11 protein-coding genes and 3 rRNA genes (1 of these 14 running past the window's edge) are annotated in these 17030 nt (G+C 60.2%); 1 reads left to right on the forward strand and 13 read right to left on the reverse strand.

The features are described 5' to 3' along the window. Positions 1–14: 14 nt before the first annotated feature. The 4 genes from J3P82_RS25115 to J3P82_RS25130 all read right to left on the reverse strand — a co-directional run bounded on the left by J3P82_RS25115 (position 15) and on the right by J3P82_RS25130 (position 4051). Entirely contained in the window at positions 15–1676 is a 1662-nt protein-coding gene (locus tag J3P82_RS25115; protein ID WP_434559466.1) for a vWA domain-containing protein, read from the reverse strand. A 160-nt stretch (positions 1677–1836) separates the two neighbouring features. Further along, a complete protein-coding gene (locus tag J3P82_RS25120) occupies positions 1837–3150 on the reverse strand; it encodes an MFS transporter (RefSeq protein ID WP_434559468.1) in 1314 nt (437 codons plus the stop codon). Between the two features lie 31 nt (positions 3151–3181). Continuing rightward, entirely contained in the window at positions 3182–3355 is a 174-nt protein-coding gene (locus J3P82_RS25125) for a hypothetical protein (protein ID WP_434559470.1), read from the reverse strand. A gap of 135 nt (positions 3356–3490) precedes the next feature. Then, positions 3491–4051 (reverse strand): YbhB/YbcL family Raf kinase inhibitor-like protein, encoded by a 561-nt coding sequence (locus J3P82_RS25130; protein ID WP_434559472.1) that lies wholly within the window; start codon positions 4049–4051, stop codon positions 3491–3493. Between the two features lie 140 nt (positions 4052–4191). Between J3P82_RS25130 and J3P82_RS25135 the strand changes: the two genes are divergently transcribed. Continuing rightward, positions 4192–5724 carry an FAD-dependent oxidoreductase gene (locus tag J3P82_RS25135; RefSeq protein ID WP_434559474.1) on the forward strand — a complete coding sequence of 511 codons (1533 nt, stop codon included), beginning with the start codon at positions 4192–4194 and terminating at the stop codon, positions 5722–5724. Between the two features lie 19 nt (positions 5725–5743). On the opposite strand, the gene pgaD is transcribed toward J3P82_RS25135, so the two are convergent. The 9 genes from pgaD to J3P82_RS25180 form a co-directional block, all read right to left on the reverse strand. Then, positions 5744–6247: a poly-beta-1,6-N-acetyl-D-glucosamine biosynthesis protein PgaD gene (pgaD, locus tag J3P82_RS25140; protein WP_434559476.1), complete on the reverse strand. Its 504-nt coding sequence runs from the start codon at positions 6245–6247 to the stop codon at positions 5744–5746. Further along, positions 6244–7599 (reverse strand): poly-beta-1,6-N-acetyl-D-glucosamine synthase, encoded by a 1356-nt coding sequence (gene pgaC, locus J3P82_RS25145; protein WP_434559478.1) that lies wholly within the window; start codon positions 7597–7599, stop codon positions 6244–6246. Before pgaC ends, pgaD begins: the two co-directional genes overlap by 4 nt. Before the next feature lies 1 nt (position 7600). After that, on the reverse strand, positions 7601–9598 hold the full coding sequence (gene pgaB, locus J3P82_RS25150; protein ID WP_434559480.1) for a poly-beta-1,6-N-acetyl-D-glucosamine N-deacetylase PgaB: 1998 nt from the start codon (positions 9596–9598) through the stop codon (positions 7601–7603). 12 nt (positions 9599–9610) lie between these two features. Next, entirely contained in the window at positions 9611–12094 is a 2484-nt protein-coding gene (gene pgaA, locus J3P82_RS25155; RefSeq protein WP_434559482.1) for a poly-beta-1,6 N-acetyl-D-glucosamine export porin PgaA, read from the reverse strand. A gap of 241 nt (positions 12095–12335) precedes the next feature. Further along, positions 12336–13841, reverse strand: coding sequence for a YdgA family protein (locus J3P82_RS25160; RefSeq protein WP_434563959.1), 1506 nt, complete (start codon positions 13839–13841; stop codon positions 12336–12338). A gap of 158 nt (positions 13842–13999) precedes the next feature. Continuing rightward, on the reverse strand, positions 14000–14635 hold the full coding sequence (locus J3P82_RS25165; RefSeq protein ID WP_434559484.1) for an NADH:ubiquinone oxidoreductase subunit N: 636 nt from the start codon (positions 14633–14635) through the stop codon (positions 14000–14002). Positions 14636–14817: 182 nt separating this feature from the next. Beyond that, positions 14818–14933: ribosomal RNA gene (gene rrf, locus J3P82_RS25170) — 5S ribosomal RNA — on the reverse strand. 104 nt (positions 14934–15037) lie between these two features. Continuing rightward, a 5S ribosomal RNA gene (gene rrf, locus J3P82_RS25175) occupies positions 15038–15153 on the reverse strand. Positions 15154–15313: 160 nt separating this feature from the next. Continuing rightward, positions 15314–17030, reverse strand: a 23S ribosomal RNA gene (locus J3P82_RS25180); it runs 1175 nt beyond the window's last position.

Here is a 17030-nt window from a genome sequence, read left to right on the forward strand (position 1 = left end):
ACTCCTTTCGCTGATCAGGGTGCAGGCTTGAGGCTCTGCGCAAGCTCCACCAACTGCACAAACTCCGCTCGCAGCCCGAACGGGTCTTCGCCGCGGGCCGAACGCGCCAATTGCGCGGTGTCCTTCAGGCTCATCGTGCCAGTGTAGCGCCCATCACCCTTGAGCTGCTGGGCGAAGGCAGCCACGGCAGCGGCGAAACGCAAGTCATCGCTGGGCTTGTCATTCTGCTGAGCGGCAGCGATGGGGTGCTCGATCAAGCGGCTGTTACCGCCTTCAGCCGGTTTGTAGCGTACGCGCAACATCGCCAGTTCGCCTGGCGTGCCGTCCGACTTGGGCACGCTGGCATAGCGCAGCGGTTCCAGCCAGCCCTTCTCACCCTTCGGGACAATTTCATACAGCGCCGTGACTGTATGCCCGGCACCGATCTCACCTGCATCAACCTTGTCATTATTGAAATCCTCACGCTTGAGCGCGCGGTTTTCGTAGCCCAGCAGGCGATATTCGCTGACTTGGGCGGGGTTGAACTCCACTTGTAACTTCACATCCCGCGCCACCACCGCCAGGGTGGAGCTGAGCTGGTCAACAAGGACTTTGCGCGCTTCGAGCAGGTTGTCGATGTAGGCGTAGTTGCCGTCGCCAGCGTCGGCCAGTTGCTCCATCAGATGCTCGTTGTAGTTATCCACACCGAAGCCCAGTGTGGTGAGGGATACGCCGCTTTTGCGCTGGTCCGTTGCCATCTGCTTGAGGCTGTCGAAGTCGCTGACGCCGACATTGAAATCGCCATCGGTGGCCAGCAGGATGCGGTTGATGCCTTTATCGATAAAGCTCTCCCGCGCCATCTGGTAGGCCAATTCGATGCCCGAGGCGCCAGCAGTGGAACCGCCTGCGCTCAGTTGATCGATGGCGTTGCGGATCTTCGTCTTTTCGCGGCCCGAGGTTGGCTTGAGCACTACATGCGATTCGCCGGCATAGACCACCAGAGACACTCGGTCCTGGTCGCGCAATTGGTCCACCAGCAATTTCAGGGTGCTTTTGACCAGCGGCAGGCCTTCGCGACGATCCATGGAGCCGGAAACGTCCACCAAAAAAACCAGGTTGGCAGGGGCCAGGTCCGCCACGGCGCGGTCGGACGCCTTGATGCCGATGCGCAGCAAACGGGTGTGGGGATTCCATGGCGAAGGGGCGATTTCGGTGGTCACGCCAAAAGGCGAACCATCGGCAGGAAGCGCGTAGTGGTAAGGGAAGTAATTGACCATTTCCTCAAGTCGTACGGCGCCGTCGGGCGGCAGGCTGCCTTGATTGAGAAAACGTCGCACATTGGCGTAGCTGCCGGTATCGACATCAACGCTGAAGGTCGAGACCGGTGTTTCGGCGACGCTGTGGATCGGGTTGTCCGGCAGTTTTTCGTATTGTTCGCGCGACTCGGCGCGGTAACCCGCGGTGATGGCATCATTCGCCACGCTGGGAGCGGGCATCGATGCCGGCTTCATGAGCGTGCGCTTGACGGTTGACTGGTGCAGTTCGCCTTGCGGTACGACGCTAGGCGCCACGGGCACCGGCTCGGACGGCTTGGCCGGCTCACGGGATGAAGACAACCCACAACCGGCCAACGCCACCAGCAGGGTGACAGCAAAGCCCTGGGCAGCAGGGCGTATATAGGAAAGCGGACGGGACATGGGCTGAGCCTCTGAGTGAATGATCCGTTCACAGGGTCAGACGCAAGCCTTTGGTGGTTCGGGTTAACGACCCGAATTTTTTTGATCAATCTCGCAAAGGAGCTGGGCTATTGACGTCAGGACGGCTCGCCTTGTCGCAAATTCGCCCGCCTGTGCAAGCCTACGACTCACACGCCAGCGAAGGCTGCACAGCCTTGGCATGCCGCCCAGGAAAATACGCCGCCGCCCCCACGCCCACCGCGCCCATCACCGCGCAATACCCCACGCACACCCAAGGGCTCCACGGCACCAGCGCGATCAATACCAACGGCGTCATGCTCGCCCACAGCGCGTAGGCGATGTTGTAGGTGAACGAAATGCCGGACACGCGGATCTTCGGCGGAAACAGGCTGACCATCACTGAAGGCACCGCGCCGACCACGCCGCAACTGAGCCCGGCCACGGCGTAGGCCAGGCCCAGCCAGGCGCTGCCGTTGATCAGGCTGGCATAGAGCAAGGCGATGCCCAGGGGCAGCAGCAGGCTGTAGAGCATGACCGTGCGCCAGGCGCCGATGCGGTCGACGATGAGCCCAGCCAGGACACAGCCGATGTTCAGGAACACGATACCCAGGCTACTGAGGGCAAAGGTGTGGCCAGGTGTCAGGCCGAAGCTTTTCTGCATCACGGTCGGGGTGATGACCACGAACACCACCACGGCGGAGGTCAGCACGCAGGTGAGAATCGCGGCGGGTAGCAAGGCGTGGCGATGGTCACGCAGGACGGTGCGCAGCGGCAATTCAGGCGCGCCTTCGCGATTGGCCTGCAGGGCCATGAAGATCGGCGTTTCGCTCAGCCAGCGGCGCAACCAGACGCCGATTACGCCAAAGACCCCGCCCAACAGGAACGGCAGGCGCCAGGCGTAATCGAGGATCTCGGCCGGCGTGTAGATCCGCGCCAGCGCCGTGGCCGTCAGGGCGCCCAGCAAGTAGCCGAAGGTCAGGCCGGCCTGGAGGAACCCCAAGGCGTAGCCGCGATGCTGCAGCGGCGCATGCTCGGCGACGAACACCCAGGCGCTGGGCACTTCGCCGCCCACCGCGGCGCCTTGCAGGATGCGCAGCGCCAGCAACAGCAACGGGGCGAAATAACCGATTTGTGCATAGGTAGGCATCAGCCCGATGAGCAGGCAAGGCAACGCCATCATCAGGATGCTGAGGCTGAAGACGCGCTTGCGGCCCAGGCGATCGGCGAAGTGCGCCATGAGAATCCCGCCCAAGGGACGCGCCAGGTAGCCGGTGGCGAAAATCCCGAAGCTTTGCAGCAAGCGCAACCACTCGGGCATTTCCGGCGGGAAAAACAGTTGGCTCAAGGTCAGGGCGAAAAAAACGAAAATGATGAAGTCGTAGATTTCCAGCGCACCGCCGAGGGCGGCCAGGCCCAAGGTCTTGTAGTCGGATCGGCTGAATCGCGCGCCTGGTAAATGAGTGGTGGCAGTCATGGGCATCGTTGAAAAAGTTGAAGACAGTGGTTCAGGCAGCGGGATTCGTGTCCACGGGCTGAGCCAGCGGTTGGCCTGGCTCGGCGTCTGCGGCCTCGTCATCAGGCAGGAAATCCTTGCGGCTGCGGGCAATCGCCTGGCGTATCTCGTCGCCCTTGGTGGGGCAGTTCAGGAGGCGGGCGATGCCGTCCGGTTTCTGCGTCATCGCCATCCTCCGGCAAGAGTGAACAGGGGCTCGATAGTGCTCGCTTTTGGCCCGTGATGCCAACTTGCGTGACGATTGGGGCTGCTGCGCAGCCCGGCGCAAGCAAGCGCCCTCGCCACGGGTCGGGTGGTCTGGTCAGCGGTGATAGCGGCGCACCACGCTGCTGTTGCGCAGTACGTGGCCGTTGAGTTTTTCCATTAGCTGGGTACGGGTGAGGCCGGCGGGCAGTGCATCGGGCGGCAGATCCAGGGCGAAAATCTGGATCAGGTAATGGTGCGCGCTGTCGCCCACAGGCGGGCACGGGCCGATATAGCCATGGGTGTTCTTGCTGTTTATCCCGCTCATGCCTTCCAGCGTGGATTTGGTGCCCGCACCCGTTGGAATCTGCCGCGTGGTGGCCTTGATCCCGTAATGGACCCAATGGTCCACACCCTGCCCTCGTTGGCCGTCGGGGTCGAGCATGACGATCGCATAGCTGAGGGTGCCAGGCGGGCCGGCGTTCCAGCTCAGGGCCGGGGAAATATTCTTGCCGCCGCAGGTGTTGGCGTCACTGGCGGCCGCGGCGGTGAAGAGGCGATCGTCCGACACACCGGGAATGCTCAGGGTGAAACGCTCTTCGGCCTGGACAGCCCCTTGTGCGCACAGCGCGAGGATGACGGCCGCGAGCCAGGAGGAAAGGGAGGTCAATCGGGTCATACCGGGCACCTTAAATGCGATTCAGGCCATGGACGGCCTGCCAACTATAGCCGCAGGGCCAGCCCGGTTGCAGTGACAATTATGCTGAACCTCATTCCAATCACCCGACTCCAACGGGAAATGCCTGTCGGAGAACGACCATGCCCATGCATCAAGTCGCCCGCCTCGCTGATGTGCGAGAAGACCGCGGCCTCGAAGTCACCCTCAACGACGCACCTATCCTGCTGCTGCGAGCTGGCGGACAGGTGCGGGCGTTCCAAGGCAAGTGCCCGCATGCCGGGGCGCCGCTGGCCAAGGGTGCCGTGTGCCATGGACGGGTGATCTGCCCGTGGCACAAAGCGGCGTTCCGCGCCGAAGACGGCGCCCTGTGTGAACCGCCGGCCCTCGACAGCCTGGAGCGTTATCACGTCGAGGTGCGAGGCGATGACGTTTGGGTCGATGACCAACCACTGCCTGCGGAAAAGATCCCCCCGGCCGACGACCCGCGCACGTTCGTCATCATTGGCGCCGGAGCGGCCGGCACCGCCTGCGCGGCGGCGTTGCGGGAAAAAGGTTTCGGTGGCCAAATCCTGATGATCGACCGCGAAGCCGAGGCCGGCTATGACCGCACGGTGTTGAGCAAATACGTCCTGGCCGGTGACATGGCAGCGCAAGAAACCCCGTCCCTGCGCGATGAAAGTTATTTCACCCAGCAGCGCATCGAACGACGCCATGGCGAAGTCGTCGGTCTTGATGTTGCGGCGCGCCAAGTCCGCCTCGCCGACGGTACGTTGCTGGGCTATGACGCGGTGCTGGTTGCAACCGGAGGGGAGCCCAGGAAACTGGATCTGCCCGGCAGCGATTTGCCCCAAGTCCTGGTGTTGCGCTCGTTGGCCGACAGCCGGCAGATCCTCGAGCAAGCCAAGCCAGGACAACGGGCAGTCATTATCGGCGACAGCTTTATCGCCATGGAAGTCGCCTCGTCATTGTGCAAGCGTGAGCTGAGCGTCACCGTCCTGGCCCGTCATCCAGTGCCGTTCGCGGCGCAGTTCGGCGACAGCATCGGCAAGGCGATCCTGGCTCGCCATCGGGCCAATGGCGTGGTCTATCACAGCGACGGCGAGGCGGCACGAATCGAAGGCGCGGGCAAGGTTGAAGCCGTGCTGCTGGATAATGGCCAACGCCTCGCGGCGGACCTGGTCATCATCGGCGTCGGCATACGCCCCGCGACGGAGCCGTTCGCTAAGCTGCCACGGGCGGATGATCGCTCATTGATGGTCGACGACAGCATGCGCGCGGCCGATGGCGTATGGGCCGTCGGCGACATCGCTACCTTTGCGCTAAACGGCCAGCCTAGGCGTATCGAGCATTGGCGCCTGGCCCAGCAACAGGCACGCATCGCCGCGACGAACATGCTCGGCGGCGAGGAGCATTACCTGGATGTGCCGTTCTTCTGGACTTACCACTTCGGCAAACGCTACGACTACCTCGGCCACGCCGAAGAATGGGACGAGGTGCAGTTCAAAGGCACGCCCGAGCATCCGCCTTTTATCGCATTGCTCGGCAAGGACGGCCTCGTTGCTGCTGCCGTGGCCTGCGATGAAGGCCGGGCGATGGCGGCGCTGGCCCAGCGGATGAAACAACCGCTGCCCGTGGATGAGGCTTGGCGGCTGGTTCGGGATTTTTCGGCGTAGTCCCTATGCAAAGTAGTGCCTATGCAGAATGATCGGCCGGCAGATGGATGACCGGCGGCCGTTCCAGCGGCGCCAAGGGCGCAGGTTGCATGTCCGGACTCAACAGGTGGAAATGCGGCACCACGTGGCTGATGTCGCCCTCCTGATTGTTGTGGATAATCTTGGAACCCGGCTGGCGCAAAGTGTCCAGACGCTCGTCGGTCAACTTGAAGCTGGCGCTCAAGCCCAAATCGTCCACCACTGGCGCCGGCAGTCGGCGCTGGGCGAAGCTGCGGCTCTTGCGCTGCTGATAACGCGCCCAGGTGATCAGGATGATCGCGTTGACCAACGCAATCCAACCGTAGATCTGCAAGGTTCCAAGGGTTTCCAACAGCGAACCGCCCAGCCGCGGGCCGGCATGGCTGTCGAACAGAGGCCAGAGCCCGTTCACCAGCAAATACACCAATCCGACCCACGCCAGGACCGTGAAAAACACATCGATGACCACCAGAAAAGGCCGTTGCCGGGTCCTGATAATTTTCATCGGATCACTTCCTCTTCTTCGTCATCGATCGGTTTGATCCCGCGATCCGGGCTGACCCAGCGCGCGCGTTTCTGATGCTGACCGAACAGCACCTTGGGAAAACTCACCAACGTGGTGAACAGACTGATCAACCAGAACACCAACGGGTACCAGACGACCCAGAACATGATGTGCCACAGGCCTTTCTCGTAGCGGCGGTCGATCAGGATGCTCACCGCGAACTGCATCAGGCACACCACCGCCAGCAACAGGCCGGTGAAGGCCGGCGGCATCAGATGATCCACAGCAATGGCGGCGGGCATCTCGATGAATTTCCCGACGCCCCAGAAGATCACCGACAGCAGGAAGGTGAACGCCCAACCGGTGGACAGGCAATATTCGAACAGCAACGGCCACAGGTAGCGGTGACGGTATTGCCAGATGCCACGGATGTTCTTGAACAGCACTTCGGCACCGCCCTGTGCCCAGCGCAAGCGCTGGCGCCACAGGCCACGCAGGGTCTCAGGCATGAGGATCCAGCACAGCGCGCGCGGCTCGTAGAAAATGCTCCAGTGATCCAGTTGCAGCTTCCAACTGATGTCGATGTCTTCGGTGATCATGTCCGGGCTCCAGTAGCCGACCCGGTGCAGGGCCGTGCGACGGAACGCGACGATCACACCGGACACGGTGAAGATCCGCCCGAAAACCCGCTGGGTGCGCTTGATCAGGCCGATGATCGAGGAGAACTCGCCGACTTGGACCCGGCCTATCAGGGTCGAGCGGGTGCGGATACGCGGGTTGCCGGTTACCGCGCCGAGGCGGGCGTTGTCCAGCATCGGCGCCACCAGGTAAGCGCAGGTGTTCGGCGCCAGCAGTGCGTCACCGTCGATGCACACCAGGTATTCGCTGCGCGCGGCGATGGCGCCCATGCGCAGGGCCACCGCCTTGCCTTGGTTTTCCGCCAGGTGCAGCACCCGCAGGCGTGGGTCTTCAGCCGCCAATTGATCCAACACTTGAGCGGTGTTGTCCTTGGAGCCGTCGTTGATGGCGATGACTTCGATGTTCGGGTAATGCTGGCCCAGCGCCGCGTGAATAGTGTCGGCGACGTTATCGCCTTCGTTGAAGCACGGGATCAGGATGCTGATCAGCGGCTCGCCCGCCAAGGGCGGCGGCAAGGTGTCGTCCTTCCAAGGCCAGTGACGCTCCCAGTGCAGCCAGAAATACAGGCCGCCGGCGATCCATAGCCCGGACATGAACAGTGGGTAGAAGAACACGAAGTCCATCAGGAATTGCCCGGTGACCAGGAAGATCAGGCCCAGGGGCACCCCAAGGACGATCGCCAGCACCAGGACGGCGAGCAGTCTGTCGAGCATGTCAAGGATTCCACTTGTTGGAGAGCGCGGGCCGTACGGCTTTCACGGCGGGCTGGTCTTCGATGAAGTTGTCCGGGTAGTAGCCGAAACTGGTCACGCCCTGGCGCTTGAGGCGCCCCATCCAGTCGGCCAATTGTTCGCCGTCGATGTCGGCCACCGGTTTGCTGTGCCAGTCGCGGGCCTGCAGTTCGAACACCGTGCGCTTGAGCGCGCCGGGACGAGCCTTGACGGTTTCCACCAGCCGCTCGAGCCAAGGACCGGATTGCTCGCGGGTCTGTTTTTCCATCAACGGCATGGCCATCGGTGCCGTCCAGTCGTAGGCGGCGAGGAAATCGTCGAGGTTCTGCGCAAACCAGGCTTCGCTTTGCGGGTTGAGCATCGGCTCGGCAAAGATGTTGCGCGCCGTGCGAACCTGCGGGCCGCGAATTGCCCGGACCTTGGCGGTCAGCTCTGCGGTGAAGTCGATCAGGTAGCGACTCTTGAAACGGGTCCAGCGCTGCATCGCCGCCGGGTCATCGCGCAGGGCGGCGACGGAGGTCGGCAAGCCGTTGGCAGCATAGACTTTCATCGCGGCGGGGCCGGCGTCCTCGAAGTCGGAGAACACCGCGTCGTCATGGTACAGAACGCCGTCCACCGAGCTCATCCGCGCCATGTCTTCGTAGATCTCTGCGATGACCTTGCGCACGTTCGGGTCGAACGGCGACAGGCGCACGTATTGGTCCGGGGCGACGCCCGTCTTGCCGGTTTCGGGATCCCAGCGCTGCACTCGGGGAAATTTCGGGTCGAGGGCAAAGCTCAGCACCGGCATCCAGGCATACACCTTGACGTTGGCCCGAGTACGCAGTTGCCAGGCAACCCGGTCGAACAAGTCGGCGCGTACTGGCAAGTGACGGTTGGAAAAGTACAGCGAGTGGACCAAACCGTCGCCTTTCGGGTCGGCGAACGCTTGCAAGAACACGGTGTTGGCGCCCAAGTCGTAAACGCGCTGGACCAATTTGCCAACGTTGGCTTCCTGCTGCACGGGGTCCGGATCATAGACATAATCCAAGTCAACATGGACCACCCGCATCGGGTCGATCGTTTGTACGGAAGCGATGCTCTCGGCGAAGTGCGCGCCATCGGGGTCGGAGGCCACCAGAAAACGTGGGCCGCTCATCAAGTTATCGAGGCTGTCGAGGCCGTCTTCCAGGGTCAGGGCCATTTGATAGCCCTGGTCGCCGATCACTTGCAACGCAGTGCCATCGGCCTCCCCATAAGGCCAGACCCAGACGCGCGGGCTGTAACCGGTGACTTTGCGGATTTTCTCGGAAATGGCCGCCACGTCCTTGCGCAGGCGAGCCTGAAAATCGGCTTCGGTCTCGTAACCACCGGTGGCCGGGTCGTAGCGCCGGGTGGTCGCGGCGGGTTGCTGGTTGCCTTGCGGGTTGGCAAGGATACCTTTGTGGTTGGCATCGGTGTGGGCTGCGATTTCCACCAAGCCCGATTTGGACACCTCGCGAATCTGCTCCCAGGTCAAGAACTCTGAACGCTTGCGCGGCACCCCGGCAAAGTCCACCGGCTGGTTCATCGGCGTATCGATCCAGCCCCCAACCGGGGCCAGGATAGCCGGCCAGTTATAGGCGCGCAGAATGGGCATGACGCGGGTGTAGAAGCTTGAGTAGCCATCGTCGAAGCTCAGCAGCACCGCTCGCGACGGTAGCTGCGGACCACCGTTGCGGGCGGCGATGATCTGGTCCACCGTCACCGGCTGATAGTTGTTCTCCCGCAGCCACGCCAATTGCTCGATCAGGCGCTCGGTGCGCACGGCCACCAAGGCTTGGTCGGGGTCGAGGTCTTCGACATCGTGATAGGCAATGCCGAGCACGTGGTTTTTTGGCCACGGAGCATCGTTGGCGGCTACCGGTCGTTGCGAAGGCGGAGCGAATGCCGGGGCCTGCTGGGCACAAGCGCTGATCAGCAAAGCTCCCAGCAGAAGGATGAATCGCGAAATGACGGGCATTTTCAAACTCTTCTAAAAGCGGTAGGTGAGATCGACAAGCAGGCGCAGATCGCTTTCACGATCGCCGTCGTAGGGGCGGTTGAGCCAGCTCAGTGCAGCGCCGGCCTCAAGCACGTCGTTCCAGATCACGCGCTGGCCGTAGCTGAGCAAACCCATGGCTGCGGTGCTGTAGTCGCGCTGGCTGTAGGTACCGGCACCGGCCTGGAATTGCTGGCTCCAGGTGGTTTCGTAACGGCGGTGCAACACGTGGTTGGCGCTGACAGTCGGCATGACGCTGAAGTCCGACTTCGGATTGAAGTACGGCACTTCATCGGAGCCGCTGTTGCGACTGGCACCGACCTCCAGGCCCAGCTCTACTTGCAACCTCGGGGCGCTATAGATGCCTTCGCGGCCCGTCAGCAATGTCTCGAGGCGGTTGTTGCCATCGCTGAAGTGGGACGGGCTGACATCCAGTCGCCATTCACGGCTTTCATTGGCTCGCCAGCGAACGAAGCCGCTCCCACCGTTGGCCCTAATGCCGCTGTTGAGCGCTCGAAGCGGAGTGTTGGCCGAGAGGTAATCCAGGCTGCCGCCGTACTGCCAATGGTCGTTGATGTCCCGGGCCACGGCCACGCGCGCGCCTTGTTTGTCACCGAAGCCATACGAGTGGTTGGACACTTCGGCTTCGAGGGTCATGTCACGGGTGCGCCGCTCCACTCCCAGGCGCTGCCAGCGATGATGGCCTGTGCCCTCTTCGAAATCGCCGGTGGCGTAGCCGGCACCGCCGAACAGGCGCCAGTCCTCGTCAATGGGCGGGCTGTACAGCAAGGTCTCGATACCAAAGTCCCGGCTGCCGGTGACTGCGCCGGCATCGCCATTACCGCCGCCGTAACTCTTGCCGGTATAGGCTTCGATGCGCAGTTCGGCCATGTCGTGGACTTCGCGCTGGCGTTGCAGGCGTTTGACGTGAGCGTTCTCCGGATAGCGGGCAACCACGTCATCGGTCAGCACCTCCATCTGCCGCCATTCTTGCAAGTCCATGGCGGCACGGGCCTGGGCGACTTCCAGATCGCGACTGCGCGGCGTCGTGGCCTCGACTTCCTTGAGCAGCATCTCCGAACGACGCGGCCATTCACGGGCCTGGTACAGATCGGCCTGGGCCAGGCGCAAACCGATGTTGCCGGGGCCTTGATAGACAAGATTGTTCAGGCGCGCTTCGGCCGAAGGCAGATCAGCGCCGTAAGTGCCCGCCTGGGCGGCCAATTGCTGGGCATCCATCCATTCGTCGTTAGGGTTGCCGATGGGCAGGCCTTTGAGTTCGACGCGTGGGGGCTGGGACTTGGCCTGGTCTTCGGCGAGCGCGCGGGCTTCTTCGGATTTTTCGCTTTCCAACAATGCGTAGTAAAGCGCGGTGCTGTCCTCGAAACGATCCGCAGGGTCGGCATCGGGCGCGGTGAGCACGCGACGGTACAGGTCAACGGCGATTTCTGGCTCACGCTGCTCTAGATAAGAAGAGGCAACCCAGCGCAAGGCGTACGTGGGAATACTGACCCCTTCAGCGACCAGCTTCTGGTATTCGGTGATCACTTCCGCCCGGCGAGCCCGGGCGTTGAGGGCGCCCATGCGATCGATCCGCCAGCGCAGCACGTCGTCATGAGCCTCGGCCACCGGGGTCCAGGTGGCCAGCAGCTTGTCATAATCGGCCAGGGCGCGATCTGCGATGACAAAACGCTCCTTTTCGCTGCGACTGGCCATGTCCGCCAGGCGCACCCGCTCGGCCGCGACATCGCCTTCGAGCCTGCGCTGCACGCCACGGTCGATCAACCCAGGTTGAAGACGGGCCAGGCGCAGGGCCGGCTCGGGCAACCGGGCGCGCTGCAAGGCATGGATATATTCGCGCGCGACCTCGCGCTTGTTGCCACCGGCGCGAGTGAAGGCCTGGTCGTATTCAAACAACGCTCCGTGGGGGTTGTCGGCGCGGGTCAGGGCGTAGCCAAGGGCCAATCGGCGCATCGGGTCTTCAGGCTTCGCGGCAACAAGCGCCCTGGCACGGCTGACGGCTTCGTCAGGCTTGCCGGCGTCGGCCTGGGTCAAGGCCAGGCCGAGTTGCAGGTCAGGATTCTGCGGATCGATCGCCAGTGCCCGACGATACAATTCAGCCGCCGAGTCCCAACGCTTGAGGTTGCGGTAAGCCCGGGCCGTAGAGGCCAGCGCTTGGACCGGCAAGTCGCGAGATCGCCCCTGGGTTTCGTAGACGTTGACCACCTCGGCATCGAGACCGGCCCAGCTGGCGATCTGCAGATGATCACTGACCTGCGCAGTGCTGACTTGACCGGACGGCACCTGGCGCAAAACGGTCAACGCGGGTGCGTGATTGCCCGCCCTGGCGTCGAGCACCATCTGGTCATAAGCGGAGTCGGCAAACGCCACTACCGGCCAGCACAATTGGCTGCACAGCGCGACGCGAAACAACGGGCGCAAACCGAATTGAATAAGAGGACCCACAGTACGCGGCATTCGTCAGCATCCTTACATGGCCAGCCGGGTCGCAGTGCCCCCTTGCCCATCAAACAGGAGGCCGGATCAAAGGAATCCAGCCAAGCTCTAACGTGCCTAGTTTTGCATCCTGTGAAGGGTCATCTTCCGGAACGCCATAATTCTTCAGAATCCATGCAGATTTCAGCGCTGGCTTTTTTCGATGAGCAAAAAAACGGCCCGTGCGCAAGGCACGGGCCGGTCTTGGTGTTACTGAGGCAAATTACTGAACGGCGACGCCGCCGCCCAGCTTGCTCATGACGAATGCCGTAAATTGTTCAACTGTCATTTTCTGGCCATTGAAATCAACCTGATTGTTGGCGTAGTGCAGGTTGGTGACAACGTCGTTGCCTTCAAGCTTCGCCAGCTCGGTACCTATCGCCATGGCGCTGAACATATCGCTGGTGGCAGTGGCCTGGTCAGCAATCAGTTTGGCGTCGGTCTGACCTTCCATCTGCGCCTGCACGGTCAGGAGATCCACCAGCATTGGCTTGGATACTTTCACTTTGAAATCCAGCAGGGCGAGCAACTGACGGCCAAGCTCATCAGGCGGAAGGTCCATGGATTGCGGCTTGGCCAAGTCAACGATCAGGCTCGCGCGGCTTTCACCGTTGGCGGTATTGAACGACAGATTTTCCAGCGCGACTTGCGGGCCACCCGCTAGGAGTTTCTCCAGATCCGCCTTGACCTGTGCTTCTTCAGCCTCGGTCAGGTTCAGTTCCGGAGCCGGTTCGCCAGCTGCAGCCGCCTCGGCAGCTGCTCTCTCATAAGGCTGCAGTTTGGACTGGTAAACCTGCATCAGCGACATGGTGGCAGGGATATCCAGGTTCTTCAGGCTGACCGCCATCTGCGCAGACCCGATAACCTTGTCGTTGAAAGACAATTCGCCGACCTTGTAGTCGGCACGCCCCGAAGCGCTGGTACCGTTCTCGCTGCTGTGGTTCTTCATTTCGAAGTTCTTCAAGCCCAGCACCGATTTCGGTTCGCCAAAACTGGTTTTGCTACTGCTCAACAGCAGGGTGTTGTCACCCATGTAGTAGCCGTATGTGCTCTTGGTCAGATTGCTGGCTATCGTCAGGCCACTGAATTCGACTTGCACCGGGGTCTGATCTTCGGCGACGGTGGTCAGCTTGAAGCTGTCCATATAGCCGTCGGCCTTGATCTTTTGCGCTTGGGCACTGGCGGCCACATCGATCTTCAGACCAGAAAAAGTGAGCTGTGTTTGCTCATCCAGCTTGGTGTCCAGGGGCAGCAGCTCAACTGTACCGTTGCTGGACTGGTCGTATCCCAGGTTAACAACACCTTTGAGAGGAGACTTGTCCTTCGCAGCCACGAACCATTTTTCAGTCAGCGGGGTGCGCTCAAGTTCGGTGTGACTGGTAGCCATGACGGGCAACCATTTGAGCGTAATCAGGCGTGAGAACGGCAGTGGCCCGTGTTCGATATTGTCCACGAACAGCAACTCGACCGGCTCACCACCAAACATCTCGCCTTCGCCCTTCAGGCGGTAATGCGCGGTACTGCTGAATGTGCCACGATCCAGGGAAACCAGTTCGATAGAAGCGGTGCCATTAGAGCCGGCCAGTGCGGTTTGCATTTGCTTATTGCTGTCGGCAATAGCGGTTTTCAGCACTCCCTCGAGTTTCGTGCCGGTATACCAGGCGCCACCTGCGCTGACCGCACCGATAACCACAACGATTCCCAGAAGTACGCTTGCTGATTTATTCATGAGTGACCCGATCGTATTTCCATGGTTGAAAAAGTCGTCGTCTTCCTTGACCCGCAAGGGCTGTGGCTCGACGCGGTAAAAGTGGTGGGGAGATTAGCATCAGGCAGGCCGGCAAGCCCAATGTTTAAAGGGGAAAAAGCGCGATCTTGCGAAATGGTCTACGAATATTGGACTTCGATCTCGTCGAGTTGGTGATCGAAGGTCTTTAGCCGCGCCGTCCAGGTGTAGACCAGCACTTCAAAATCACGGTTGATCACTGCCGCGCCCGATGAATCGGCACGCCCATCGCAAAAATCCAATTGATAGCGCTCCCGAGCCATGGCGTTGGCAACATCGCACAGTTCGCGGGCATTGTTGAGCCAATGCCAGTCATCTTGAGCAACTTGCTTGTCCAAGGCGACGCATTGGATTTTCAGGGCCTCGAGGCTTTTCTCCAGCGGGGTACCGGTGAGTTCTCCCATGACCTCTTGGAACGTGCGCCCCGGCTGCCAGTAACTGCCCCAGAAATAGCGATCGAACACCGTTTCGACCCGCCGTAGAGCAACCTTGGTATCCCAGATCAGCACCAAGGTCTTGCCTTGCTCAAGTTGTTTTTTCTTGATGCGCTGGCCTTGAAGTGAAGCCCAGGCAACGATGGCGATGGATATGACACCGATCAGCGCGGACGCGCTATCGAGGAAAATGAGCGCTTTGTCGATCTGGTGAGTCAGCATCACACCATAAAAATAGGTGGCCGAAAGCAGCACCAAGGCCGCGATAGCGCACCAGAAGCCAGGAGCATAAGGGTTTTTCATTATTGGAATCCCCATGACCAGTCATGTCGCGGGCGCTTGTTGCCAACGCCCAACAATCAAAGCATAGCAACGGCTTCGGGGATTGCCGGACAGGGAGAGCAATCAGGGACCGAATCCGATTATCGGCCTCAAAACGACAAAACCCCTGGCTGCGTTGGCAGACAGGGGTTCTGGGAATTCAATCTTGACGATGACCTACTCTCACATGGGGAAACCCCACACTACCATCGGCGATGCATCGTTTCACTGCTGAGTTCGGGATGGGATCAGGTGGTTCCAATGCTCTATGGTCGTCAAGAAATTCGGTGACCGACCCGTTTAAAAACGTGTTGGTGAAAATCGTGGACTTCTACAAAAACAAAACCCCTACCTGCATCAGCAGATAGGGGTTTCGGAATTTAATCTTGACGATGACCTACTCTCACATGGGGAAACCCCACACTACCATCGGCGATGCATCGTTTCACTGCTGAGTTCGGGATGGGATCAGGTGGTTCCAATGCTCTATGGTCGTCAAGAAATTCGGGTACTGAGTCGTGGCCGGCTGGCCTCGCTTCAGCAAATTGGGTATGTGATAGCTTCGGTGTTTTGTGAGATTCGAACTTTCGGTTCGTTTCGTCTTCACACACCGCAATCTGGCGCCCTGCGAGCAGGATCAGCAAATTGCTTGGGTGTTATATGGTCAAGCCTCACGGGCAATTAGTACAGGTTAGCTCAACGCCTCACAGCGCTTACACACCCTGCCTATCAACGTCGTAGTCTTCGACGGCCCTTCAGGGGACTCAAGGTCCCAGTGAGATCTCATCTTGAGGCAAGTTTCCCGCTTAGATGCTTTCAGCGGTTATCTTTCCCGAACATAGCTACCCGGCAATGCCACTGGCGTGACAACCGGAACACCAGAGGTTCGTCCACTCCGGTCCTCTCGTACTAGGAGCAGCCCCTCTCAAATCTCAAACGTCCACGGCAGATAGGGACCGAACTGTCTCACGACGTTCTAAACCCAGCTCGCGTACCACTTTAAATGGCGAACAGCCATACCCTTGGGACCGGCTTCAGCCCCAGGATGTGATGAGCCGACATCGAGGTGCCAAACACCGCCGTCGATATGAACTCTTGGGCGGTATCAGCCTGTTATCCCCGGAGTACCTTTTATCCGTTGAGCGATGGCCCTTCCATACAGAACCACCGGATCACTAAGACCTACTTTCGTACCTGCTCGACGTGTCTGTCTCGCAGTCAAGCGCGCTTTTGCCTTTATACTCTACGACCGATTTCCGACCGGTCTGAGCGCACCTTCGTACTCCTCCGTTACTCTTTAGGAGGAGACCGCCCCAGTCAAACTACCCACCATACACTGTCCTCGATCCGGATAACGGACCTGAGTTAGAACCTCAAAGTTGCCAGGGTGGTATTTCAAGGTTGGCTCCACGCGAACTGGCGTCCACGCTTCAAAGCCTCCCACCTATCCTACACAAGCAAATTCAAAGTCCAGTGCAAAGCTATAGTAAAGGTTCACGGGGTCTTTCCGTCTAGCCGCGGATACACTGCATCTTCACAGCGATTTCAATTTCACTGAGTCTCGGGTGGAGACAGCGCCGCCATCGTTACGCCATTCGTGCAGGTCGGAACTTACCCGACAAGGAATTTCGCTACCTTAGGACCGTTATAGTTACGGCCGCCGTTTACCGGGGCTTCGATCAAGAGCTTCGCGTTAGCTAACCCCATCAATTAACCTTCCGGCACCGGGCAGGCGTCACACCCTATACGTCCACTTTCGTGTTTGCAGAGTGCTGTGTTTTTAATAAACAGTCGCAGCGGCCTGGTATCTTCGACCGGCGTGGGCTTACGCAGCAAGTGCTTGACCCTCACCGGCGCACCTTCTCCCGAAGTTACGGTGCCATTTTGCCTAGTTCCTTCACCCGAGTTCTCTCAAGCGCCTTGGTATTCTCTACCCAACCACCTGTGTCGGTTTGGGGTACGGTTCCTGGTTACCTGAAGCTTAGAAGCTTTTCTTGGAAGCATGGCATCAACCACTTCGTCACCCAAAGGGTAACTCGTCATCAGCTCTCGGCCTTAAGATCCCGGATTTACCTAAGATCTCAGCCTACCACCTTAAACTTGGACAACCAACGCCAAGCTGGCCTAGCCTTCTCCGTCCCTCCATCGCAATAACCAGAAGTACAGGAATATTAACCTGTTTTCCATCGACTACGCTTTTCAGCCTCGCCTTAGGGACCGACTAACCCTGCGTCGATTAACGTTGCGCAGGAAACCTTGGTCTTTCGGCGTGGGTGTTTTTCACACCCATTGTCGTTACTCATGTCAGCATTCGCACTTCTGATACCTCCAGCAAGCTTCTCAACTCACCTTCACAGGCTTACAGAACGCTCCTCTA

The organism is Pseudomonas sp. Z4-20 (genome assembly GCF_051131955.1).
GTDB classification, from domain to species: Bacteria; Pseudomonadota; Gammaproteobacteria; order Pseudomonadales; family Pseudomonadaceae; genus Aquipseudomonas; species Aquipseudomonas marvdashtae.